Origin of the sequence: Cupriavidus sp. SIMBA_020 (genome assembly GCF_046535395.1) — a bacterium.
GTDB lineage: Bacteria > Pseudomonadota > Gammaproteobacteria > Burkholderiales > Burkholderiaceae > Cupriavidus > Cupriavidus campinensis.
In genome coordinates this window covers 24,239-44,640 of sequence record NZ_JAWRWU010000008.1, presented here as the reverse complement: position 1 = coordinate 44,640, position 20,402 = coordinate 24,239, and the positions used below count along the sequence as shown (strand labels likewise).

Annotated in this window: 23 protein-coding genes and 1 other RNA gene; 8 read left to right on the top strand and 16 right to left on the bottom strand. The window is 66.2% G+C overall.

Translation table 11 applies throughout. The features are described 5' to 3' along the window. Positions 1-34 precede the first annotated feature (34 nt). From ruvB to SB751_RS16660, 4 genes are all read left to right on the top strand, one after another. Positions 35-1,105 carry a Holliday junction branch migration DNA helicase RuvB gene (gene ruvB / locus SB751_RS16675; RefSeq protein WP_144197221.1) on the top strand — a complete coding sequence of 357 codons (1,071 nt, stop codon included), beginning with the start codon at positions 35-37 and terminating at the stop codon, positions 1,103-1,105. Positions 1,106-1,344: 239 nt separating this feature from the next. After that, the gene (locus SB751_RS16670) at positions 1,345-1,926 is read left to right on the top strand and encodes a hypothetical protein (protein ID WP_144197220.1); all 582 of its coding nucleotides are present in this window, start codon (positions 1,345-1,347) and stop codon (positions 1,924-1,926) included. Positions 1,927-1,988: 62 nt separating this feature from the next. After that, positions 1,989-2,573: a YSC84-related protein gene (locus SB751_RS16665; protein WP_144197219.1), complete on the top strand. Its 585-nt coding sequence runs from the start codon at positions 1,989-1,991 to the stop codon at positions 2,571-2,573. A 147-nt stretch (positions 2,574-2,720) separates the two neighbouring features. After that, a complete protein-coding gene (locus SB751_RS16660) occupies positions 2,721-3,464 on the top strand; it encodes a queuosine precursor transporter (RefSeq protein WP_144197218.1) in 744 nt (247 codons plus the stop codon). Between the two features lie 30 nt (positions 3,465-3,494). On the opposite strand, the gene SB751_RS16655 is transcribed toward SB751_RS16660, so the two are convergent. The 4 genes from SB751_RS16655 to tyrS are packed head-to-tail and all read right to left on the bottom strand — an operon-like array spanning position 3,495 to position 6,612. Further along, positions 3,495-4,169, bottom strand: a complete 675-nt coding sequence (locus SB751_RS16655) for a histidine phosphatase family protein (protein WP_144197217.1) — start codon at positions 4,167-4,169, stop codon at positions 3,495-3,497. A gap of 56 nt (positions 4,170-4,225) precedes the next feature. Then, a complete protein-coding gene (locus SB751_RS16650) occupies positions 4,226-4,873 on the bottom strand; it encodes a YbhB/YbcL family Raf kinase inhibitor-like protein (protein ID WP_144197216.1) in 648 nt (215 codons plus the stop codon). Positions 4,874-4,893: 20 nt separating this feature from the next. Beyond that, on the bottom strand, positions 4,894-5,364 hold the full coding sequence (gene dtd / locus SB751_RS16645; RefSeq protein WP_144197215.1) for a D-aminoacyl-tRNA deacylase: 471 nt from the start codon (positions 5,362-5,364) through the stop codon (positions 4,894-4,896). 6 nt (positions 5,365-5,370) lie between these two features. Next, on the bottom strand, positions 5,371-6,612 hold the full coding sequence (gene tyrS, locus SB751_RS16640; protein ID WP_144197214.1) for a tyrosine--tRNA ligase: 1,242 nt from the start codon (positions 6,610-6,612) through the stop codon (positions 5,371-5,373). A 215-nt stretch (positions 6,613-6,827) separates the two neighbouring features. Here tyrS and SB751_RS16635 point away from each other — a divergent pair, with 215 nt between their 5' ends. Then, entirely contained in the window at positions 6,828-8,222 is a 1,395-nt protein-coding gene (locus SB751_RS16635; RefSeq protein WP_144197213.1) for a M23 family metallopeptidase, read from the top strand. Between the two features lie 2 nt (positions 8,223-8,224). Beyond that, on the top strand, positions 8,225-9,367 hold the full coding sequence (locus SB751_RS16630; protein ID WP_211943426.1) for an anhydro-N-acetylmuramic acid kinase: 1,143 nt from the start codon (positions 8,225-8,227) through the stop codon (positions 9,365-9,367). Positions 9,368-9,446: 79 nt separating this feature from the next. Here the strand turns inward: SB751_RS16630 and erpA are convergent, their stop codons facing one another. From erpA to rplM, 5 genes are all read right to left on the bottom strand, one after another. Continuing rightward, positions 9,447-9,815, bottom strand: a complete 369-nt coding sequence (erpA, locus tag SB751_RS16625) for an iron-sulfur cluster insertion protein ErpA (RefSeq protein WP_092135946.1) — start codon at positions 9,813-9,815, stop codon at positions 9,447-9,449. Between the two features lie 112 nt (positions 9,816-9,927). Then, positions 9,928-10,422, bottom strand: coding sequence for a polymer-forming cytoskeletal protein (locus SB751_RS16620; protein ID WP_144197211.1), 495 nt, complete (start codon positions 10,420-10,422; stop codon positions 9,928-9,930). Positions 10,423-10,444: 22 nt separating this feature from the next. Next, entirely contained in the window at positions 10,445-11,134 is a 690-nt protein-coding gene (locus SB751_RS16615; RefSeq protein WP_244844807.1) for a DUF6776 family protein, read from the bottom strand. 268 nt (positions 11,135-11,402) lie between these two features. Further along, positions 11,403-11,795: a 30S ribosomal protein S9 gene (gene rpsI, locus SB751_RS16610; RefSeq protein ID WP_092291885.1), complete on the bottom strand. Its 393-nt coding sequence runs from the start codon at positions 11,793-11,795 to the stop codon at positions 11,403-11,405. Positions 11,796-11,807: 12 nt separating this feature from the next. After that, a complete protein-coding gene (gene rplM / locus SB751_RS16605) occupies positions 11,808-12,236 on the bottom strand; it encodes a 50S ribosomal protein L13 (protein WP_092291883.1) in 429 nt (142 codons plus the stop codon). Between the two features lie 691 nt (positions 12,237-12,927). On the opposite strand from rplM, the gene SB751_RS16600 reads away from it, so the two are divergent. After that, the gene (locus SB751_RS16600; RefSeq protein ID WP_144197209.1) at positions 12,928-13,350 is read left to right on the top strand and encodes an OsmC family protein; all 423 of its coding nucleotides are present in this window, start codon (positions 12,928-12,930) and stop codon (positions 13,348-13,350) included. A gap of 22 nt (positions 13,351-13,372) precedes the next feature. On the opposite strand, the gene rnpB is transcribed toward SB751_RS16600, so the two are convergent. From rnpB to SB751_RS16575, 5 genes are all read right to left on the bottom strand, one after another. Beyond that, positions 13,373-13,713, bottom strand: an RNA gene (rnpB, locus tag SB751_RS16595) — RNase P RNA component class A. A gap of 24 nt (positions 13,714-13,737) precedes the next feature. Then, complete coding sequence (locus SB751_RS16590) at positions 13,738-14,517, bottom strand: DUF3025 domain-containing protein (RefSeq protein ID WP_250025331.1); 780 nt, start codon at positions 14,515-14,517, stop codon at positions 13,738-13,740. Continuing rightward, entirely contained in the window at positions 14,514-15,548 is a 1,035-nt protein-coding gene (gene pyrC, locus SB751_RS16585) for a dihydroorotase (RefSeq protein ID WP_144197207.1), read from the bottom strand. Before pyrC ends, SB751_RS16590 begins: the two co-directional genes overlap by 4 nt. A gap of 10 nt (positions 15,549-15,558) precedes the next feature. Then, positions 15,559-16,866: a glycerate kinase gene (locus SB751_RS16580; protein WP_211943428.1), complete on the bottom strand. Its 1,308-nt coding sequence runs from the start codon at positions 16,864-16,866 to the stop codon at positions 15,559-15,561. After that, entirely contained in the window at positions 16,863-17,936 is a 1,074-nt protein-coding gene (locus SB751_RS16575) for a tartrate dehydrogenase (protein ID WP_092291873.1), read from the bottom strand. The genes SB751_RS16580 and SB751_RS16575 overlap by 4 nt, the downstream gene beginning before the upstream one ends. Before the next feature lie 129 nt (positions 17,937-18,065). On the opposite strand from SB751_RS16575, the gene SB751_RS16570 reads away from it, so the two are divergent. Then, positions 18,066-18,896 carry a class II glutamine amidotransferase gene (locus SB751_RS16570; RefSeq protein WP_144197205.1) on the top strand — a complete coding sequence of 277 codons (831 nt, stop codon included), beginning with the start codon at positions 18,066-18,068 and terminating at the stop codon, positions 18,894-18,896. An 87-nt stretch (positions 18,897-18,983) separates the two neighbouring features. On the opposite strand, the gene SB751_RS16565 is transcribed toward SB751_RS16570, so the two are convergent. Beyond that, complete coding sequence (locus tag SB751_RS16565; RefSeq protein ID WP_144197204.1) at positions 18,984-19,718, bottom strand: amino acid ABC transporter ATP-binding protein; 735 nt, start codon at positions 19,716-19,718, stop codon at positions 18,984-18,986. Next, the gene (gltK, locus tag SB751_RS16560) at positions 19,715-20,398 is read right to left on the bottom strand and encodes a glutamate/aspartate ABC transporter permease GltK (protein ID WP_144197203.1); all 684 of its coding nucleotides are present in this window, start codon (positions 20,396-20,398) and stop codon (positions 19,715-19,717) included. The genes SB751_RS16565 and gltK overlap by 4 nt, the downstream gene beginning before the upstream one ends. Positions 20,399-20,402: the final 4 nt, after the last annotated feature.

The following is a 20,402-nucleotide window of genomic DNA, read 5'->3' as shown; positions in this document are numbered from 1 at the left end:
GCGTAGAATGGCGGCTGTTCTGCATTCCACTGCCATGATCGAAACCGACAAGCTCACCGGCGCCGAGCGCCAGCCCGAACGGGTTATCTCGGCCACCCCCGCCTCCGCCCGCGAGGAGGCCTTCGAGCGCGCCCTGCGGCCCAAGCTGCTGGATGAGTACGTCGGCCAGGAAAAGATCCGTGGCCAGCTCGACATCTTCATGCACGCGGCCCGCAACCGCCGCGAGGCGCTGGACCACGTGCTGCTGTTCGGCCCGCCGGGCCTCGGCAAGACCACGCTGGCCCACATCATCGCGCGCGAGATGGGCGTGAGCCTGCGCCAGACCTCCGGGCCGGTGCTGGAGCGCCCGGGCGACCTCGCCGCGCTGCTGACCAACCTCGAAGCCAACGACGTGCTGTTCATCGACGAAATCCACCGGCTCTCGCCGGTCGTCGAGGAAATCCTGTACCCGGCGCTCGAGGACTACCAGATCGACATCATGATCGGCGAAGGCCCGGCGGCCCGCTCGGTCAAGCTGGACCTGCAGCCGTTCACGCTGGTGGGCGCCACCACGCGCGCCGGCATGCTGACCAACCCGCTGCGCGACCGCTTCGGCATTGTGGCGCGGCTGGAGTTCTATACGGCGGAGGAACTGGCGCGCATCGTCACGCGCTCCGCCCAGTTGCTCAACGCGGTGATCGAGCCCCAGGGTGCGCTGGAGATTGCGCGCCGGGCACGCGGCACGCCGCGCATCGCCAACCGGCTGCTGCGGCGCGTGCGCGACTACGCCGAGGTGAAAGGCGACGGCACGATCAGCCGCGAGACGGCCGACGCCGCGCTGGCGATGCTCGACGTGGATCGCGTCGGCTTCGACCTGATGGACCGCAAGCTGCTGGAAGCCGTGCTGCACAAGTTCGGCGGCGGCCCGGTGGGTGTGGACAACCTGGCGGCGGCCATCGGCGAGGAGCGCGACACCATCGAGGACGTGCTGGAGCCCTACCTGATCCAGCAGGGTTACCTGCAGCGCACTCCGCGCGGGCGGGTGGCGACGGCGGCGGCGTATCGGCATTTCGGGCTCGCCACGCCCCAGGACGACACGGGCGGCGATCTGCTTGAGGCACCCTGAGCGCCGCCCTGAGCGTCCACCGGGGCGCCCCCTGCGCCTCTCCCCAGACAAAATCGGCCGATTCCGGCCTGCTGCGGTGCGCAACGACCGCGCATTGCAGCCCTCCCTAGCCAGTTAAACGTTTTCGCGCGCCGCTCCAAATTTTTTCGAAGTGGATTGCCCGCTTATGGCCGGTTGTCCACAATGGCTCCATCAGTTTCCACTCCCAGCGCCCACTGCGCCAGAAAGGACACAGAGCCATGATCCAGCGACCCATCCCGACCCTTGCCATGCTTGCCAGCCTGCTCCTGGCCGCTGGCGCCGCGCATGCGCAGAAGACGCCTGCGCCGGTCGGCATCGCCGAGGAAGCCGTTATCAGCGGCAAGGTCGTCGATATCGATGCCAACTCGAAGGCGGTGCTCGTGCAGGGGCCGAAGGGCAATATCGTCGAGATCGTGGGCGGCGACGAGGCCAAGAACATTGGCAACGTGCGCAAGGGCGACATCGTCACGCTGACCCGCGCGGCGGCCGTGGTGGCGGCGCTGGAGCCGCTCGACAGCAAGGACACCGCGCTGATGGAGCAGGTGGAGCGTACCTCGCGCGCGCCGGAGGGCGGCAAGCCCGGCGTGATGCGCGAGATCACCACCACCATCACGGCGCAGATCACCAAGATCGATACCGCCAATCGCACCGTGACGTTCCGTGGCCCGCGCGAGACGCTGCGCACGGTCAAGGTCCGCGACCCGAACATCGACCTCACCAAGATCAAGCAGGGACAGATGGCGAAGATCGTTGTGCGGGAGGTTGTCGCCATTACCGTGAAGTCGCCTAACGCCGGCTGAAATCCGGTCCGAACCACCGGAAAGAGTCGAATGCAGTACTTTTCCCCATCAGGAGGTTGCATATGAATCGACGCCATTTCGTGACGCGGGTGACCGGATCCGGCCTGCTCGTGGCCACGGCATTTGCCGCGGGCTGCACCACCACGGGCCCCAAGACGCCAGAGGACGCCGCGGCCAAGAGACAGGAAATCGACGCCGGCGTGGACGGCGCGCTGAACCGGCTCTACGCCTCGGTGGACGGCTCGCGCGAGCTGGCCAACCGCTCCCAGGGCATTCTGGTGTTCCCGCGCGTGATCGGCGGCGGGCTGGTCGTGGCCGGCGAGTATGGCGACGGCGCGCTGCGCACGAAAGGCGCCACAGTGGGCTACTACCGCACGATTTCGGCTTCGTTCGGCTTCACCGCCGGCGGCCAGTCGAAGGCGGTGATCATGATGTTCATGACGCCCGAGGCCTACAACAAGTTCGTGCAGTCCAGCGGCTGGACGGCCGGCGTGGACGGCAGCGTGGCGCTGGCCAAGATCGGCGCAAACGGCAAGCTGGATACCGTCACGGCCCAGCAGCCGGTGATCGGCTTCGTGCAGACCAACGCGGGGCTGATGTTCGATGCCTCGCTCGATGGCTCCAAGATCAGCAAGCTGTCGCTCTGATCGACTGGTTTTCCATCCTCCAGGGTGTGTTGGCTCCCGGCTCCGGCCGGGAGTTTTCTTTTGCGGGCCCGGCGCAGGCGGCTTGCCGACACGTGTGGCGCCGCGCTGGCATAATCGCGCGAACCCCGCACCGGAAGCTCCCCGCCCATGCCAGAGTCTCACGCCACGCCCCTCCCTGCCGTCGATGCCGCGCATACCGGGCGCGTCTACCGCTACTACGACTTCGTCATGGTGGCCTTCGTCACGGTGCTGCTCTGCTCCAACCTGATCGGCGCAGCCAAGGCGGCGCAGGTCACGCTGCCGTGGATCGGCCCGGTCACCTTCGGCGCCGGCGTGCTGTTCTTCCCGATTTCCTACATCTTTGGCGACGTGCTCACCGAGGTCTACGGCTATGGCCGCGACCGCCGCGTGGTCTGGGCCGGCTTCACCGCGCTGGCCTTCGCCACGTTCATGAGCCTGGTGGTGCTGAAGATGCCGGTGGCGCCGTTCATGGCGGATTACCAGAAGAGCCTGGAGGATGTGTTCGGCAACACGTGGCGGATCGCGCTGGGGTCGCTGATCGCGTTCTGCTGCGGCAGCTTCACCAACAGCTACGTGCTGGCCAAGATGAAGCTGTGGAGCGGCGGGCGCTGGCTGTGGACGCGCACCATCGGATCCACGCTGGCCGGGGAGCTGGTCGATTCGTCGCTGTTCTACGTGATTGCCTTCTACGGCATCTGGCCGCTGGAGAAGGTCATCCAGGTGGCCGTGGCGCAGTACGTGCTGAAGACGGCCTGGGAAGTGGTGATGACGCCGGTCACCTACAAGGTGGTGGGGTTCCTGAAGCGGGCCGAGAACGAGGACTGGTTCGACCGGCACACGAACTTCACGCCGTTCCGGCTCAAGGTCTGAGGCCCCGGGGGCGGGCCCCCGGAAGCGCGATCAGGGCACGCGCTTGTCGACTTCGTCGAGCGCCAGCGCCTCCAGGTGGCTCACATCGCCCCATTGCAGCAGGGTCAGGTGCGCGCTGTCGCTGCGCAGGCGGTTGACGCTGGCGTTCAGCAGCTCGTGCTGGCGCGGCGCCTCGAGCGTCATGCCGGTGGCCTCGCGATACAGGCAGTCGAGCACGCCGCCGTGCGCCACCAGCGCGATGCGCTCGCCCGGATGCCGGCGCGCCAGCGCCAGCGCGGCCTCGACCGCGCGTTCGTGGAATTCCAGCAGCGATTCGCCCTCGGGCGGCGCGTAGTCCGGCACGCGGGCCTGCCAGCGCGCGAAGTCCTCGGGGCGCGCCTCGGCCACTTCGGCATAGGTCATGCCTTCCAGGTCGCCGTAGCAGCGCTCGCGCAGGCGGTTGTCGGGGCGCACCGGCAGGCCGAGCGTCTCGGCCAGCGGCGTGGCGGTTTCCATGGCGCGGCCCAGGTCGCTCGAATAGATCGCGTCGATCGGCTCGCCGGCCAGCGCCTCGGCCAGCGCGGCAGCCTGGGCGCGGCCCACCTCGTTCAGCGGGATATCGAGCTGGCCCTGCAGCCGCCGCGCGCGGTTCCAGGCCGTCTCGCCATGGCGGATCACGATCAGGTGGGTGTAGGCCAGCGACTGCGGCCCGGTGCTTTGCGACATGCCGGTTCCTTGGGGGCGACGGTTGCGCGCGGGGTCTGCGCCCGGCGCGCGGATGATTACCGGATCAGTTTCGGATTGAGCGTGTAGGTGCCGGTCAGCGAGGCTTCGGCCAGCACGTGGCCCTGGATGGCCTGGCGCACGTCGGCGCCGGTGAAATGGCCTTCCACCGGCAGGCGTTCGATATCGAGCGCGTAGACGGTGAACACGTAGCGGTGCACGAGCGCGTCGTTCCACGGCGGGCAGGGACCGTCGTAGCCGAAGTAGTGGCCCTTCATGTCCTCGTCGCCGGAGAACCAGGCCGTGTAGTCGTTGGTGCCATGGCGCAGGCCGCCGGCCACGGCCGTGCCGACCAGCGTGTCCGGGCCCGGCTTGCCGCGTGCGATCACGCCGTCGCTGTGCGTGCCGGCCGAGATCGTGTTCAGGCCCGGCGGCATGTCCACCAGCACCCAGTGGAAGAAGTCCGCGCGCGGCAGCGACGCCGGCACTTCGCGGTCGGGCTGGTTCACGTCGTCGCCCACGGTCGGCACATCGGGATCATGGCAGACCAGCACGAACGAACGCGTCTCGGCGGGGGCCCCGTCCCAATGCAGGTCCGGATTGCGGTTGCTCGACAGCGCCACATGATTGGCGGCATCGGGCACGCAGAACGCAAACTCGCCCGGAATGGGCGCGTTGTCGGCAAATGCCTTGCTCCAGAGTTTCATGAGGATCTCCTTGGGATGTGTCACGCCGTGCCGGCCGGCGGCACACGCAGCCAGAACGTCACAGGGCCGTCATTGACGAGGCTGACCTGCATCATCGCGCCGAACTCGCCGGTTTCGACCGACGGATGCGCGGCGCGCGCGCAGGCCACGAAATGTTCATACAATCGCCGTCCCGTCTCGGGCGACGCCGCCGGCGTGAAGCTTGGCCGCGTGCCGCTGTTGGTATCGGCGGCGAGCGTGAACTGCGACACCACCAGCAGCCCGCCCGCCTTGCCCTGCCCGTCCATGTTCTGCACTGGCAGGTTCATCTTGCCCTCGGCGTCTGAAAACACGCGGTAGGCGAGCAGCTTGGCCAGCAGGCGTTCGGCCTGGGCCTCGGTGTCGCCGCGCTCGGCACAGACCAGCGCCAGCAGCCCGGCGCCGATTTCGCCGGTGATGCGGCCCGCCACGGTCACGCGGGCCTGCGCCACACGCTGGATCAGGGCGATCATCGCGCCTTACGCCAGGGTCACGCGCGCGAAGCGGCGCTTGCCCACCTGGACCACATAGGTGCCGGCGGCCACCTTGGTGGCCTTGTCGCTCACCACGGAGCCGTCGATCTTGACCCCGCCCTGCTCGATATTGCGGTTGGCCTCCGAGGTGGACGGCACCAGGCTGGCCTGCTTCAGCAGTTGGGCGATGCCCAGCGGCGCGCCTTCCAGCGTCACCGCCGGAATGTCGTCCGGCACGCCACCGCGCGCGCGGTGATTGAAGTCCTCGAGCGCCTTGTCGGCATCGGCCGCGCTGTGGAAGCGCGTGACGATCTCCTGCGCCAGCATCACCTTGCAGTCGCGCGGGTTGCGGCCCAGCGAGATCTCCTGCTTCATCAGGTCGATCTCGCTCATCGGCCGGAACGACAGCAGCGTGAAGTACTGCCACATCAGGTCGTCCGAGATGCTCATCAGCTTGCCGAACATGTCGTTCGGAGCCTCGGTCACGCCGATGTAGTTGTTTTTCGACTTCGACATCTTCTCGACGCCGTCCAGCCCCACCAGCAGCGGCATGGTCAGGATGCACTGCGGCTCCTGGCCATATTCCTTCTGCAGCTCCCGGCCCACCAGCAGGTTGAACTTCTGGTCGGTGCCGCCCAGCTCGATATCGGCCTTGAGCGCCACGGAATCGTAGCCCTGCATGAGCGGATAAAGGAACTCATGGACCGAAATCGGAATCCCAGACCGGAACCGTTTGGTGAAGTCGTCGCGCTCCATCATCCGGGCCACGGTGTACTTGGCCGCCAGCTGGATCATGCCGCGCGCGCCGAGCGGGTCGCTCCACTCGCTGTTGTAGCGGATCTCGGTCCGGGCGGGGTCGAGCACCAGGCTGGCCTGGCGGTAGTAGGTCTGGGCGTTGGCCTCGATCTGCTCCCGGGTAAGCGGCGGCCGGGTGGCATTACGGCCCGACGGATCGCCGATCGTGGAGGTGAAATCGCCAATCAGGAAGATCACCTGGTGGCCAAGGTCCTGGAGCTGGCGCAGCTTGTTCAGCACCACGGTATGACCCAGGTGGATGTCAGGCGCGGTGGGGTCCAGGCCCAGCTTGATACGGAGCGGCACCCCGGTGGCCTCGCTGCGGGCGAGCTTCTGGAGCCACTCGGCTTCGATCAACAGCTCGTCGCAGCCACGCTTGGTGATCTCCAGGGCATGCATCACCGACGGCGTAAGTGGATATTTGGCCGCGGCGGCCGGGGTCACTTCAGACATGAGATAAGTCGTTGAAATAATTAAGGAATCGCCGACGGACAGCCGGAGTCGTTCTGGTATAATCCGCGCTTTGTGCCTGCCGGGGCAGCCCGGCGGCAACCGCCATTGTAGGCGGCTGACAAACATTGGCCCGCGCCGCAACCTCGGGGGAGGAAGGCAGACGAAGACACATCGTCGCGGCAGCGGAGCCCGGAATCAAGGTTGAATTTTACGTGATGTGGTCCAGTCTCCGCGAAGTTTTCGCGCGCGAGCTGGTGGTGCTTGTCGACCCGACCAACCCCCAGCATGCCCGGCGCCGCAAGCAACTCACCGTTGCTGTCGGCACCGTTTTCACGCTCGGCATGGCTGCCGCGATGGGCGTCGCCCCGCGCAATGCCTATGACGACCCCCAGGCGCCGAAGGTGCGGGAGGCCATTCGCCTGCCCGACCTGCGCACCCAGCTCGAGCAACTCACCGAGAGCGACACCGAGAACCGCTACGTGCGCGAAGACCGCATGCAGCGCGGCGACACCCTGGCCACGCTGCTGCGCCGGCTGGGCGTGGAAGACCCGGACGCCCAGGCGTTCATCCTCAAGAACGCCACCGCGCGCGGGCTGCTCAACCTCGACGCCGGCCAGGCCGTGCAGGCCGAGATCGACGACCGCAACCTGCTGGTGTCGCTGCAGGCCAACCTGGGCGGCGACGCCGCCGCCTCGCGCGAACTCGTGATCGAGCGCGTGGCGCCGAAGGCCGAGGGCGGCGACTACACCTACAAGGCGCGCGTCCAGTCCGTGGACAACGACGTGCACTACGAGATGGCCTCCGGGGCGATCGAGGCCGGCGGCTTCTTCAAGGCAATGGACGGCGCCAACGTGCCGGACGAGATCGTCCAGCAGATGATCTCGATCTTCTCGGGCGTGATCGACTTCCACCACGACATCGCTAAGGGCGACCGCTTCCGTATCGTCTACGAGGCCGGTTTCCGCGACGGCGCCTTCGTGCGCAACGGCCGCGTGGTGGCCATCGAGCTGATCAATCGCAACACATTGCACCAGGCGCTCTGGTACGCGCCGGAAGACAGCGCAGCCGGCGCCTACTACACGTTCGACGGGCGCAGCATGAAGCGGCCGTTCCTGCGCTCGCCGGTGGAGTTCTCGCGCGTGTCGTCCGGTTTCGGCGGGCGTGACCATCCGCTCCACCACCAGTGGGCGCAGCACAAGGGCGTCGACTTCGCCGCGCCGCAGGGTACCAAGGTCATCGCCACCGGCGACGCCACCGTGGACTTCGTCGGCCAGCAGAACGGCTACGGCAATATCGTGGTGCTTCAGCACGCGGGCGGCTACTCCACGTACTACGCCCACCTGTCCGGCTTTGCCGGGCTGCGCCAGGGCCAGCACGTGAGCCAGGGGCAGGTGATCGGCTATGTCGGCGCCACCGGCTGGGCCACCGGGCCGCACCTGCACTACGAGTTCCGCTTCAACGACGTGCCGCAGAACCCGCTGACCATCACCCTGATGGAAGCGCCGGCGCTGACCGGCAAGTCGCGCACGCAGTTCCTGACCTATACCAGCGCGATGTTGAGCCGCATCAACATGCTGCGCACCTACAACGTCCTGACCGCCAGCAACTGACCATGTCCGTGCCCCCGGCAAGCAGCGAGCGATTTATCGGCCTGATGTCGGGCACCAGCATGGATGGCGCGGACGGCGTGCTCGTCGATTTTTCCGGCGCGCACCCGGTCGTGCTGGCGGCGGCGCACACGCCCTTCCCCCAGCCATTGCGCGAGGCGTTCGGCGCCTTGCAGCAACCGGGCGACGACGAGATCCATCGTGAGGCGCTGGCCGCCAACGCGCTCGCCGGCGTCTATGCCGAATGCGTGGCAACGCTGCTGCGGCTCGCCGATGCCCGCCCGGCATCGATCGCGGCCATCGGCGCGCACGGCCAGACCATCCGCCATCGCCCCGGCCTCTATGACGGCACGGGCTACACGCGGCAGAGCCAGCATCCGGCGCTGCTGGCCGAGCTGACCGGCATCGCCGTGGTTGCCGACTTCCGCAGCCGCGACGTGGCCGCCGGCGGCCAGGGCGCGCCCCTCGTGCCCGCCGTGCACGCGGCGCTGTTCGGCGCGCCAGACGAGACCCGCGTGGTCTGCAATATCGGCGGCATCTCCAACATCAGCATCCTGCCGGCAACGGCCAGCGGGCGCCCAGTCACCGGGTTCGACTGCGGCCCCGGCAACGCGCTGCTCGACGACTGGATACACCGCCATCGCGGCCTGCCCTACGACGACAACGGCGCCTGGGCCGCCAGCGGCACGGTGGATGCAGCGCTGCTGGCGCAATGCCTGACCGAACCGTATTTCGGCGCGCCGCCGCCCAAGAGCACCGGGCGCGACCTGTTCCACCCGGGCTGGCTGCAGACGCTGCTGGCCACGCGCGGCAACCGCCAGCCGCCCGCCGCCGACGTGCAGGCCACGCTGGCGACGCTGACGGCCACCGCCATCGCGCGTGACGTGCAGACGCACGCCGCCGATGCGCGCCGGCTCATCGTCTGCGGGGGCGGCGCCCGCAATGGCTATGTGATGGCCGAACTCGCGCGGCTGCTGCCGGGCGTGGCGGTGGAGACGACCGATGATTTCGGCGTGCCGGTGCTGGAGGTGGAGGCACTCGCCTTCGCCTGGCTGGCGCGGCAATGCGTGCGGCGCGCACCCGGCAACGTGCCCACGGTCACCGGCGCGGCCGGCCCGCGCGTGCTCGGGGCGATCTATCCGCGTTAGATTCGCGCGCGGATTTCCCAAAATCGCAGACAACAAAAAAGCGCACCGAAGTGCGCTTTTTTATCGACCGTAACCGGGTTCAGACCGAGAACGACGAGCCGCAACCGCAAGTGGTCGAGGCATTCGGGTTCTTGATCACGAACTGCGCGCCGTTGATGTCTTCCTTGTAGTCGATCTCGGCGCCCACCAGGTACTGGTAGCTCATCGAGTCGATCAGCAGCGTCACGCCGTTCTTGACCATCGTGGTGTCGTCTTCGTTGACGTCTTCGTCAAACGTGAAGCCGTACTGGAAGCCAGAGCAGCCGCCGCCCTGCACGAACACGCGCAGCTTCAGCTCGGCATTGCCCTCTTCCTCGATCAACTGCTTGACCTTGTCGGCGGCGCTGTCGGTAAAGACGAACGGTGCCGGCACGTCCTCGGTTACGGGTGCCTCAGCGACTGCGTTCATGGGGATTCTCCTGTTTAGATACGCCGTATTCTAAGCGCTACTTCGAAATCGTGCCGAACCCGTTAAATTTCAAGGGCTTCTGGGCGCTCACGTCACATCCATCGGCAAAAGATCAGGCCGTGGCGCCCGCGTTCTCGGGCGTGACGCTGGACGACACCTCGCCAGCCTCGGCTTCGGACGTGTTCGATTCCATTGGCGTCTCTTGATTGACCTCGGCGGCCGGCACATGGTTCGGCAGTGCGCGCACTTCGCCCTGCCCGATCGGCACGAGGCGACCTTCGACGATGGCGCCTTGATGCATTTCCAGCGCCGCATAATGCACTTCGCCGTAGACGCGCGCATGGGGCTGGAGTTCGAGCAGTTCGCTGGCGCTCACCGGGCCGGTCACGGTGCCGTTGAGGATCAGGTGCCCGACGCGCACTTCGCCCTCGACCGCGCCCTTCTCGCTGATGACGAGCATGCTGCGCTGCGCGTCCGATGCCAGCACGTTGCCGCGTACGCGGCCATCCAGGCGCAGACCGCCCGCGAACGTGACATCGCCCTCGATGGTGGCGTCCTGGCCGATCAAGGTGTCGATCGACAGGCCTTTCTTCTTCGAAAACAACATGATCCCTCTCCTTGTTCGGGTCCTACGGCGTTGCCGACTGCGCCGCGCGGACCTGTCCGTTCTGCACGATACGGACCGATACGGCACGTACCTCGGCGCCCTTGGGAATCGCCAGGTCGCCCTCGATACGCTGGTAATGCGTGAGGCGCACCGCCGGCAGCGGCACCTCCTTCGGATTCGGCAGTGTCAGGGTTAACGGCTGCCCAGCCCGGACCGCTGAAATTGTGAACTGTAAATCACCCCTGAATTCGGGCTGCTCGACAAACGCCTTGGAGCCGCCCTGCATCACGAGCAGGCGATAGTGCACAGACTGGGGCTGTGCCTCGTCGATGACCACGCGGAAACTGCGCACGTGGATGCCGGACGTATCGCCGGTGGCCGGCAGCAGCGCCTCGAAGAAGCCGAGATCTTCCTTGAGCTGGCTCACCTCGGCTTCCGCCGACTTCAGTTGCTGCACCAGGCGCTCGCGCTCGGCGCGGGCCATCTCCAGCCGGGCCTCCGGCGTGTTCGCACTGGTACGCAGGCGGTCGCGCTCGGCCGTCACTTCGGCCAGTTGCTCATGCAGCGCGGCATTGGCCGCTACAAGGGTCGCATCCGCCGGCGCGGCTGGTTGGCGCACACCACGGCTCGCATCGATGGCCCATGCCACGGCCAGCCCCAACCCGATAGCCAGCAGCAGCGCCCAGATCCACACACGCCAGGGCCGATGCACACGAATCACGGCCCGCGAAGCGCGCAATCCCCGGCGCGGTCGCAGCGGGCGGTATTTCAGGCCCATGGCACCATCGTTCGTCCTCTCATTCACAGGCCCGTGATTGTATCTCCGAGCCGCCATTGTGCGGCTCAATGTATGACATCTGAGACACCTTCACCAAAAAAGTGATGATTTCACCACGACGCAGACGAAAAAAAACCGCACGACAGAGCGTGCGGCTTTTCCGGATTCGACAGATCCGCGTGAGCGGACCTGCGAATGCGCATCAGCGCTTCGAGAACTGCTTCCGGCGACGTGCCTTGTGCAGACCGACCTTCTTACGTTCCACTTCACGTGCATCGCGCGTGACGAAACCGGCCTTCGACAGCGTCGGCTTCAGCGTGGCGTCGTAGTCGATCAGGGCGCGGGTGATGCCGTGGCGCACTGCGCCGGCCTGGCCCGTTTCGCCACCGCCGGTCACGTTGACCTTGATGTCGAACGTTTCGGCGTGGGTGGTCAGTTCCAGCGGCTGACGCACGATCATCAGCGAGGTTTCGCGAGCGAAATACTCGTTGATGGGCTTGCCGTTGACGACGATTTCACCCTTGCCCGACTTGATGAAGACACGAGCCACAGCGCTCTTGCGGCGGCCAGTACCGTAATTCCAGTTACCGATCATGGATTGGCCTCCTTAGATGTCGAGCGTCTTGGGTTGCTGTGCCTCATGCGGATGATCAGCTTCGGCGTAAACCTTCAGCTTCTTGATCATTGCATAGCCCAGCGGACCCTTCGGCAGCATGCCCTTGACAGCCTTTTCCAGGGCACGGCCCGGGAAACGCTGCTGCATCTTGCCGAACGTCGTTTCGTAGATACCGCCCGGGTAACCCGAATGGCGATAGTACTTCTTGTCCGTTTCCTTGGTACCCGTGACACGCAGCTTGGCTGCGTTGACGATGACGATGTAATCGCCCGTGTCGACGTGCGGAGTGAATTCCGGCTTGTGCTTGCCGCGCAGTCGGCGTGCCACTTCGCTGGCAACACGGCCGAGGACCTTGTCCGTCGCGTCAATCACGTACCAGTCGCGCTTTACCTCATGAGGCTTGGCGGAAAAGGTCTTCATGATTTTTCCTGACTATTGAATACTGCCCGAGGTGACGGTCGCCGTTTTAGCGTCCTGTCGATCGGCCGGCCCTTGGGACCTGACCTTCCTGCTTGTGTTTGCAGGCTCTCCCTGACTCTTTTTCCGGGGGCAATGACCGGAAAAGCCTGCGATTATACTCGGGGAATGCGATGGCGCACAAGCAAAGTCGTGGCTTTTCGTCAAGCCCCCTGCATCACATGGAAGCCGGGGACGAAATGAGGATGAAAAAAAACCCAAGTCGGTTTGGACTTGGGTTTGAATCCACCAAAGGAGGAGGGTGGAGGAGACACCGGTAGATTGACGGGGCGGCGGGCGGTGCGGAGGGCTTTCGCTTTCGCACTCTGGCGCGCCAGATGCGCCGTCGTTCAATGAAATGGATTATACATAGCGGCTGCCGCAACGCAAGAAAATTTGCACTGCGAAATCGCATTGCATATTACGCAATGCCTTAATAGGCGCTTACAGATGTTTGCCTTTTTGAAAAATCAATGACTTAGCGTCGATGTGATGTTGAGTCATCGGCGCCACAGTAGAGCATTTCCTCAGATTCCCGAGGGAAATCCCTTGCCCCGGGCACGGCGCGCCGATGCCATATACTCACGAAATGCAAGATTCGTGATTGCGCGGACGTGAGCGCGAAAACACACTCGTAAAACCAGGAACGAACAAAATGGAATGCAAAGTGACATGGATGGGCCCGGAAGGCATGAGCTTCGTGGCCCAGACCGGCAGCGGCCATATCGTGGCGATGGACGGCGCGCCCGATGGCGGCGGCAACAACCTGGCGCCGCGCCCCATGGAGATGGTGCTGCTCGGCACCGGCGGCTGCACGGCCTATGACGTGGTGCTGATCCTCAAGCGCGGCCGCCAGGACGTGCGCGGCTGCACGGTGAAGCTCGACGCCGAGCGCGCCGGCGAGGACCCGAAGGTCTTCACGCGCATCAACTTCCACTTCACGGTGACGGGCCGCAACCTGAACCCGGCCACGGTGGAGCGTGCGATCACGCTGTCGCACGACAAGTACTGCTCGGCCTCGATCATGCTGGCCAAGACCGCCGAGATCACGCACACGATGGAAATCGTCGAGGGCTGAACGCCCTGACGTCAGGAAGGTAGAGCAAAGCAGGCCGATAAGCCGGATTCTGTGCGCGCGGCCCGCCTTGCGGCGCGCTGCGCGTGACAACCATTCCTCTAGGCCGACCGTTACCGGCCGGCTCCAGCTCCCTACCCGCAGACTCAGCGGGCCGCTTCATCGTCTGCCTATTTGGGATTGCTCCGGGTGGAGGTTACCGCGTTTCACCCTTCCCGCCAGGCGAACCCGGCGGCAAGACTCGTCTCTGTGGCCCTATTCCGCACGTTGCCGTGGATGGCTGTTAGCCAACACCCTGCCCTGTGGAGTCCGGACTTTCCTCCCCTTGCCCCTTGCGAGACAAGCAGCGATTGTCTGGCCTGCTTTGCGGCCCGCAGTCTACCACCGAACTCAGCGGATCTGGCGGCCGGGGCGGAACACGGCCGTATCGTCGTAGAACGACGGCGCCTCGTTCTCATCACACCAGCCAGGAATGCCCAGCACCGGCAGCGGCGCGAAGCAGCGGCCACCGCGCAGCGTGCCCTGCCCGGCTGCCTCGGCGAGCGACGCGGCCAGGGTCTGGTCGATGACCGGCAGTGGCGTGCCGGGCGGCACCGGCAGCCACCACGCGTGGGCCGTGATCGCCTTGTAAGGCTGCACCAGCTTTTCCAGCAAGGCGTGGCCGAACGGGATGACCGCGCACGCGCTGCCCCACGCGGCGCGCGCCTCCACGAACAGCGTGCGCCAGGCAAACCCTTGCAGCGCCTGGGCCAGCCGGGCGTCCTCGGTCAGGAAAATTACCGCGTTCTCGTCGAATAGCGTTGCGGCATCGCGCAGGCCGCCACGTACGGGCCGCACGCCGTCACGCGTGATGGCCTCGGCCTGGAGCCGGTTCAGCACGGCCTTGGTCGCGGGGAAATGGAGCCAGATCAGCGCGTTGAACGCGTCGTGGAGGTTCTCACGCGTGGGGACGTGGCCAGTGGCGTGGATATGCGCCTCATAGGCCACCCCATCGGGAAGATCAGACTGGGGGACGAAGCGCAGCGGCTGGCCGTTGGCGTTCGCCAGCCCGGCAGCTACGGCTTGTTCGTCGAGCGCCGCGCGCGGATCGGCGGCGGAAAGCGCGACCCCGGAGGCGGCGAATGGCCGGAACCACGGCCGCGTCCAGTCGATGCCAGGCAAGGCGCTTATTGCGCCTTCCAGCGCAGGGTCTCGCCGGCGCGCAGCGGCACCAAGGTGGTGTCGCCGTACGGCAGTTCAGCCGGCAGTTCCCAGTCTTCCCGCGAGAGCGTAAGCGTGCCGGTGTTGCGCGGCAGGCCGTAGAACGCCGGACCGTGGAAGCTGGCGAAGCCTTCCAGCTTGTCGAGCGCGCCGGCGGCATCGAACGCTTCGGCGTACAGCTCCATCGCATGCAGTGCCGTGTAGCAGCCCGCGCAGCCGCAGGCGTGTTCCTTCAGGCCGCGTGCATGCGGCGCGCTGTCCGTGCCGAGGAAGAACCGCGCGCTGCCCGACGTGGCCGCCTTGACCAGCGCCTCGCGGTGGGTCTCGCGCTTGAGCACCGGCAGGCAGTAGTAATGCGGGCGGATGCCGCCGGTGAAGATCGCGTTGCGGTTGTACAGCAGGTGGTGCGCGGTGATCGTCGCGCCAACCGGGCCTTCGGCCTCGGCCACGTACTCGGCCGCGTCCTTGGTGGTGATGTGCTCGAAAACCACCTTCAGCTCCGGGAAGTCCTTGCGCAGCGGCCGCATCACGCGGTCGATGAACACGGCTTCGCGGTCGAAGATATCGATGTCGCCATCGGTCACTTCGCCGTGCACCAGCAGCGGCAGGCCGGCGCGCTGCATGGCCTCCAGCGTGGCGGCACAGCGGCGGATGTCGGTCACGCCGGCATCGCTGTTGGTGGTGGCACCGGCCGGATACAGCTTCACCGCGTGGACGAAGCCGCTCGCCTTGGCGGCGACGATTTCCTCGGCCGGCGTGTTGTCGGTCAGGTACAGCGTCATCAGCGGCTCGAACGCCATGCCGGACGGCAGCGCGGCCAGGATGCGCGCCCGGTAGGCGGCGGCCTGCTCCACCGTGGTCACGGGCGGCTTCAGGTTCGGCATGATGATGGCGCGGCCGAACTGGCGCGCGGTGTCCGGCAGTACGGCGGCCAGCGCCGCGCCATCGCGCAGGTGCAGGTGCCAGTCGTCCGGGCGGGTGATGGTGAGCGTCTGGGTCATAGCTGGAAAATCAAAGAATCAGGATGGCGCGGTAATCGTTCACGTTGGTGCGCGTGGGGCCGGTCTGGACCAGGTCGCCGATGGCATCGAAGAAGCCCCAGGCGTCGTGCGCGTCGAGTTGCTGGCGGGCGGAGACCCCTGCGGCCTCGGCGCGCTGGAGCGAATCGGGGCAGCACAGGGCGCCGGCGTTGTCCTCGGAGCCATCGATGCCGTCCGTATCGGCGGCAATCGCATGGATATTGTCCGCCCCGCCCAGCTCGATCGCCAGCGAGAGCAGGAACTCCGAGCAACGACCGCCCCGGGCCCGTTCCGCGCCGCTGGCGGGCAGCGTCACCGTGCATTCGCCACCGGAAATCAGCGCCACCGGCGCCGCGAACGGCGCATTGTACGCGCGAATCTCGCGCACCAGCGCGGCATAGACCCGCGCGACTTCCTGGGCTTCGCCGGTCACGGTGTCGCCGAGGACCACGGGCTGGACGCCCTGCTTGCGAAACAGCGCGGCGGCGGCTTCCAGGCTGCCGTGCGCGGTGGCGATCATGTGGTTCTGGACCCGGGTGAACAACGGATCACCCGGTTTGGGCGTCTCGTCGATCTCGCCCCGCGCGCCGCGTTCCAGGTGCGATTGCACCGGGGCCGGCACCTTCGCGCCATAGCGCTGGAGGATGGCGAGGGCATCGGCATAAGTGCTCGCATCGGGCACGGTGGGGCCGGAAGCGATGGCGCTGGGATCATCGCCGGCCACGTCCGAGACGATCAGCGTGGTCACGGGCGCCTTGCTCGCCTGCGCCAGCCGGCCGCCCTGGATGCGCGACAGGTGCTTGCGCACGACGTTCATTTCTGTGATGGGTGCGCCACACCGAAGCAGTTCGCGCGTGGTGGCCTTGAGGTCCGCCATGGCGATGCCTTCGGCCGGCAGCGACAGCAGGCTCGACCCGCCGCCAGACACCAGCACGATCAGCCGGTCTTCCGGCCCGAGCGCCTGCACGCGGGTGAGGATGTCCGCCGCGGCCTGTTCGCCGGCCTCGTCGGGCACGGGATGGCCGGCCTCGATCACGCGGATATGGTCGGTCGGCAGGCCATGCGCGTAGCGGGTGACGACGATGCCGTCGAGCGTGGCGCGGCCCGCGTAGGCACGCTCGACGGCCAGCGCCATCGATGCGGCGGCCTTGCCCGCCCCGACCACGAGCGTGCGGCCGCCGGCGTGGGGCGGCGGCAGGTGGGCGGCGACGATCTCGAGCGGGTCTGCGGCGGCGACGGCGGCCCGGAAGCTCTCCAGCAGCAGCGTACGGGGATCGATATGGGAGTTCGCGGTATTCACAGCGCCTCCGCAATCGCACGGCCCAGGTCTGCCGTTCCGGCGGTGCCGCCAATGTCGCGCGTCAGCGGCGCGTGGCCTGGCCCGGCGGCCAGCACCTTCTCGATGGCGGCCAGCACGGCGGCGCCCGCATCGGCATGGCCGAGGTGCTCCAGCATCATCGCGCCGCACCAGATCTGGCCGATCGGGTTGGCCACGCCACGCCCGGCGATGTCCGGCGCCGAGCCATGCACCGGCTCGAACAAGCTCGGATAGGTCTTGTCCGGGTTGATATTGCCCGACGGGGCCACGCCGATCGTGCCGGTGCAGGCCGGGCCGAGGTCGGACAGGATGTCGCCGAACAGGTTGCTGGCCACCACCACGTCGAACCAGTCCGGATGCTGCACGAAGTGCGCGGTCAGGATGTCGATGTGGTACTTGTCCACCTTCAGGCCGGGGTAGTTGGCGGCCATGGCCTCCACGCGCTCGTCCCAGTACGGCATGGTGATGGAGATGCCGTTCGACTTGGTGGCCGAGGTCAGGTGCTGCTTGGGCCTTTTCTGGGCCAGTTCGAACGCGAATTTCAGGATGCGGTCCACGCCGACGCGGCTCATCACGGTCTCCTGGACCACGATTTCGCGCTCGGTGCCCGGGAACATGCGCCCGCCGATGCTCGAATACTCGCCCTCGGTGTTCTCGCGCACCACGTAGAAGTCGATATCGCCAGGCTGGCGGCCGGCCAGCGGGCTCTTGATGCCGGGCATCAGGCGCACCGGGCGCAGGTTTACGTACTGGTCGAACGAGCGGCGGAACTGGAGCAGCGAGCCCCACAGGGACACGTGGTCCGGGATCTTCTCGGGCCAGCCCACGGCGCCGAAGTAGATGGCGTCGTACTTGACCAGCGTGTCGAACCAGTCGTCCGGCAGCATCTTGCCGTGGCGGGCGTAGTAATCGTAGCTGGAGAAGTCGAAGTGGTCCCACTGGAAGTCGATGCCGAAGCGGCGCGCGGCGGCGTCCATGGCACGGATGCCTTCGGGCATCACTTCCGTTCCGATTCCGTCTCCGGGAATGACAGCGATCTTGTATTGACTCATGGCTGGGAAGGGGCTGGGGCTGAACAACTGGGGGGCGCCCGGGCGCCGCGCTTGGCAGCGTCCCGCACGCGCGGGATAATGTCTGCATTCTATTGCAAAGCGGCAGCCCCTTGCCGCACCGGTGCCCCCATGTGCCAGCTGCTAGGCATGAACTGCGCCACGCCAACCGACGTGACGTTCTCCTTCACGGGCTTTGCCGCCCGTGGCGGCGTGACCGACCACCATGCCGACGGTTTCGGCGTGGCGTTCTTCGAGGACAAGGCCTGCCGGCTGTTCATCGACAACCAGTCTGCCGGCACCTCGCCGGTGGCCGAGCTGATCAAGCGTTATCCGATCAAGTCGAAGAACGTCATTTCCCATATCCGCAAGGCGACGCAGGGCACAGTGCTGCTGGAAAACTGCCATCCGTTCATGCGCGAGCTCTGGGGCCGGCACTGGATCTTCGCCCATAACGGCGACCTGAAGGGCTTCGCGCCGTTCCTCTCCGGTGTGTACCAGCCGGTGGGCGACACCGACAGCGAACTCGCGTTCTGCACGCTGATGCAGGGGCTGCGCAAGCGGTTCCCGGGCTCCCAGCCGCCGCTGAACGAGTTGGGCCACGCGCTGGCGGACATCACGCGCGACATCACGCTGCACGGCGTTTTCAACTTTCTACTATGCAATGGGCAGGCGCTGTTCGCGCACTGCTCGACGCACCTGTACTACATCGTGCGGCAGTGGCCGTTCTCGAAGGCGCATCTGATCGATGCCGACCTGTCGATCGATTTCGCCCAGGTAACTACGCCCGACGACCGCGTGGCCGTGATCGCCACCGCCCCGCTGACCGACAACGAGACCTGGACGCGCTTCATGCCGGGCGAACTGATCATGTTCGAACATGGGCTACCGACAATGACCCTGACCGTGCCGATCCCGCCCGAGGTGCAGGCGAAGAACGCGGCCAATACGGCGTGTACTTGAGACTTCTGGCTTTGGGGAGGGTGAAGCGGGAGGGATGCTGCGCCCCTCTCCCGTGGGGAGAGGGGGTCTGACGACCTGCTACACCGATCAGTGTTGCAGGATCTTCGACAGGAACTGGCGGGCGCGCTCCGAGCGGGCGGCGATATCGCCGAAGAACTCTTCCTTCGGGCAGTCCTCGACGATCTTGCCGGCGTCCATGAAGATCACGCGGTTGGCCACCTTGCGTGCGAAGCCCATTTCGTGGGTCACGCACATCATGGTCATGCCTTCCTGAGCCAGCTGCACCATCACGTCCAGCACCTCGTTGACCATCTCCGGGTCAAGCGCCGAGGTCGGTTCGTCGAACAGCATGCAGATCGGGTCCATCGACAGCGCGCGGGCAATCGCCACGCGCTGCTGCTGGCCGCCGGACAGCTGGCCGGGGAACTTGGACGCCTGGTTCTTCAGGCCCACGCGCTCCAGGTACTTCAGGCCCTTGGCCATCGCCTCGTCCTTCGAGCGGCCGAGCACCTTCATCTGGGCGATGGTCAGGTTCTCGGTGATCGACAGGTGCGGGAACAGCTCGAAGTTCTGGAACACCATGCCCACGCGCGAGCGCAGCTTCGGCAGGTTGGTCTTGGGGTTGCCCACCGAGGTACCGTCGACCAGGATGTCGCCCTTCTGGAACGGCTCCAGCGCGTTCACGGTCTTGATCAGCGTGGACTTGCCCGAACCGGACGGGCCGCACACCACCACCACTTCACCCTTGGCAACCTTGGTGGTGCAGTCGGTCAGCACCTGGAACGTGCCGTACCACTTGGAAACGTTATTAATTTCGATCATACAGCCACCTTTTTCTGATAACGCTTGACCAGCAGCGAAGCGGAGAAGCAGATAACGAAGTACACGAAGCCCGCGAACAGCAGCATCTCGACGATGCGGCCGTCGCGCTCGCCAATGCCGTAGGCCTGGCCGAAGAAGTCAGCCAGCGCGCTCACGTAGACCAGCGACGTATCCTGGAACAGGATGATGCCCTGCGTCAGCAGCAGCGGCACCATGTTGCGGAACGCCTGCGGCAGGATCACCAGCCGCATGGTCTGGCCGTAGGTCATGCCCAGCGCCTGCGCGGCGAACATCTGCCCGCGCGACACGCTCTGGATACCGGCCCGGATGATCTCTGAGTAGTAAGCGGCCTCGAACAGCGCGAACGCAATGAGCGCCGAGGTCATCCGCAGATCGGCCGCGGGCGACAGGTTGAACAGCTTCTGCAGCAGCTGCGGGATGATCAGGAAGAACCACAACAGCACCATCACCAGCGGGATGGAGCGGAAGATGGTCACGTACCCCTGGGCAAACCAGTTCAGCGCCCTGAAGGAGGACAGGCGCATCATCGCGAGGATGGTGCCCCAGACAATGCCCACCACCACCGCGGTCACGGTGATCTTGAGCGACACCATCATGCCCTCGCCCAGCACGCGCAGGGTGTCGGGGTTGATGGAACTGAAGTCGAATTCGTATGCCATGTGC

Bases quoted from the DNA above. Each gene is read 5' to 3' on its own strand.
- ruvB (WP_144197221.1), top strand. From the start codon at position 35: ATGATCGAAACCGACAAGCTCACCGGCGCCGAGCGCCAGCCCGAACGG.
- SB751_RS16670 (WP_144197220.1), top strand. From the start codon at position 1,345: ATGATCCAGCGACCCATCCCGACCCTTGCCATGCTTGCCAGCCTGCTC.
- SB751_RS16665 (WP_144197219.1), top strand. From the start codon at position 1,989: ATGAATCGACGCCATTTCGTGACGCGGGTGACCGGATCCGGCCTGCTC.
- SB751_RS16660 (WP_144197218.1), top strand. From the start codon at position 2,721: ATGCCAGAGTCTCACGCCACGCCCCTCCCTGCCGTCGATGCCGCGCAT.
- SB751_RS16655 (WP_144197217.1), bottom strand. From the start codon at position 4,169: ATGTCGCAAAGCACCGGGCCGCAGTCGCTGGCCTACACCCACCTGATC.
- SB751_RS16650 (WP_144197216.1), bottom strand. From the start codon at position 4,873: ATGAAACTCTGGAGCAAGGCATTTGCCGACAACGCGCCCATTCCGGGC.
- dtd (WP_144197215.1), bottom strand. From the start codon at position 5,364: ATGATCGCCCTGATCCAGCGTGTGGCGCAGGCCCGCGTGACCGTGGCG.
- tyrS (WP_144197214.1), bottom strand. From the start codon at position 6,612: ATGTCTGAAGTGACCCCGGCCGCCGCGGCCAAATATCCACTTACGCCG.
- SB751_RS16635 (WP_144197213.1), top strand. From the start codon at position 6,828: ATGTGGTCCAGTCTCCGCGAAGTTTTCGCGCGCGAGCTGGTGGTGCTT.
- SB751_RS16630 (WP_211943426.1), top strand. From the start codon at position 8,225: ATGTCCGTGCCCCCGGCAAGCAGCGAGCGATTTATCGGCCTGATGTCG.
- erpA (WP_092135946.1), bottom strand. From the start codon at position 9,815: ATGAACGCAGTCGCTGAGGCACCCGTAACCGAGGACGTGCCGGCACCG.
- SB751_RS16620 (WP_144197211.1), bottom strand. From the start codon at position 10,422: ATGTTGTTTTCGAAGAAGAAAGGCCTGTCGATCGACACCTTGATCGGC.
- rpsI (WP_092291885.1), bottom strand. From the start codon at position 11,795: ATGATCGGTAACTGGAATTACGGTACTGGCCGCCGCAAGAGCGCTGTG.
- rplM (WP_092291883.1), bottom strand. From the start codon at position 12,236: ATGAAGACCTTTTCCGCCAAGCCTCATGAGGTAAAGCGCGACTGGTAC.
- SB751_RS16600 (WP_144197209.1), top strand. From the start codon at position 12,928: ATGGAATGCAAAGTGACATGGATGGGCCCGGAAGGCATGAGCTTCGTG.
- pyrC (WP_144197207.1), bottom strand. From the start codon at position 15,548: ATGACCCAGACGCTCACCATCACCCGCCCGGACGACTGGCACCTGCAC.
- SB751_RS16575 (WP_092291873.1), bottom strand. From the start codon at position 17,936: ATGAGTCAATACAAGATCGCTGTCATTCCCGGAGACGGAATCGGAACG.
- SB751_RS16570 (WP_144197205.1), top strand. From the start codon at position 18,066: ATGTGCCAGCTGCTAGGCATGAACTGCGCCACGCCAACCGACGTGACG.
- SB751_RS16565 (WP_144197204.1), bottom strand. From the start codon at position 19,718: ATGATCGAAATTAATAACGTTTCCAAGTGGTACGGCACGTTCCAGGTG.
- gltK (WP_144197203.1), bottom strand. From the start codon at position 20,398: ATGGCATACGAATTCGACTTCAGTTCCATCAACCCCGACACCCTGCGC.